Source organism: Oleiphilus sp. HI0066 (assembly GCF_001635725.1).
In genome coordinates this window covers 1-818 of the sequence record NZ_LWFH01000587.1, presented here as the reverse complement: position 1 = coordinate 818, position 818 = coordinate 1, and the positions used below count along the sequence as shown (strand labels likewise).

The 818-nt window shown below is 43.6% G+C and carries 1 pseudogene; it reads left to right on the top strand.

Features of this window, described 5'->3' with window-relative positions:
- Nucleotides 1-41: 41 nt before the first annotated feature.
- Nucleotides 42-818, top strand: a pseudogene (locus tag A3738_RS07765) (hypothetical protein); the annotation flags it as partial.

Here is an 818-nt window from a genome sequence, read left to right as displayed (position 1 = left end):
TCAGTGAGCAATTTGAGCGAAGTAAAAATAACGCGAATCAGGTGATAAACGCTTTCGAAAAACAAGATTTACAAGCTACAGTTCGACTAAGTGATGTTGGCGCAAAGAGCGGCTCCTTACTGACAAATGAAAACGCAATTCCATACAGCGGTGCTGGATATGAGAGGATATTCATTCATCATCAACAAGCGCTAAATTACTGGGCTCAAAATGACATTGAGGGTGCCAGTGTCGAGTTTCGTAAAGTCGCGCTCGAACAACGTGTATTGAGCGAACGCTATGAAGATGAGATTGCTAAAGCGCATTCAGAAGCCCAACAAAACAACATAGATATCGCGAGTATCAGCCAAAAGTTCTCGGGGTTAGATGAAATCGCGGGATCAGTAAAAAGCTCCTTTTTGAGCCCGTATACCTACTACACATCAGCCGCATTTTGGGAAGCCATTGGCGAGTACAACAATGCATTAATTGATTACAAGCTCGCTTTAGAGATCGTGCCAAACTCTCAGTCTATTCAGGCAGATATTAGACGTGTATCTGCCCAACTCGGAGGATCAAGTTCTGGCGAAACCAATTCACCCAAGGACAACGAAGGCTCTATCGTTATTTTGTATGAACAAGGCTTTATTCCAGAAAGAACTGAATTTGCTCTGAGTATCCCTAATTTTTACGATGGCGGAATCATTAGCGTAGCGTTTCCGTTCTACGCCAATACAGAGTCATGGTCACGCCCTACTCCGCTATCGATAAGAGATGACCAATTTGTAGATTATGGCGAAACATTCCCGCTGACTGACTACGGAACTCTCGCTGTAAAA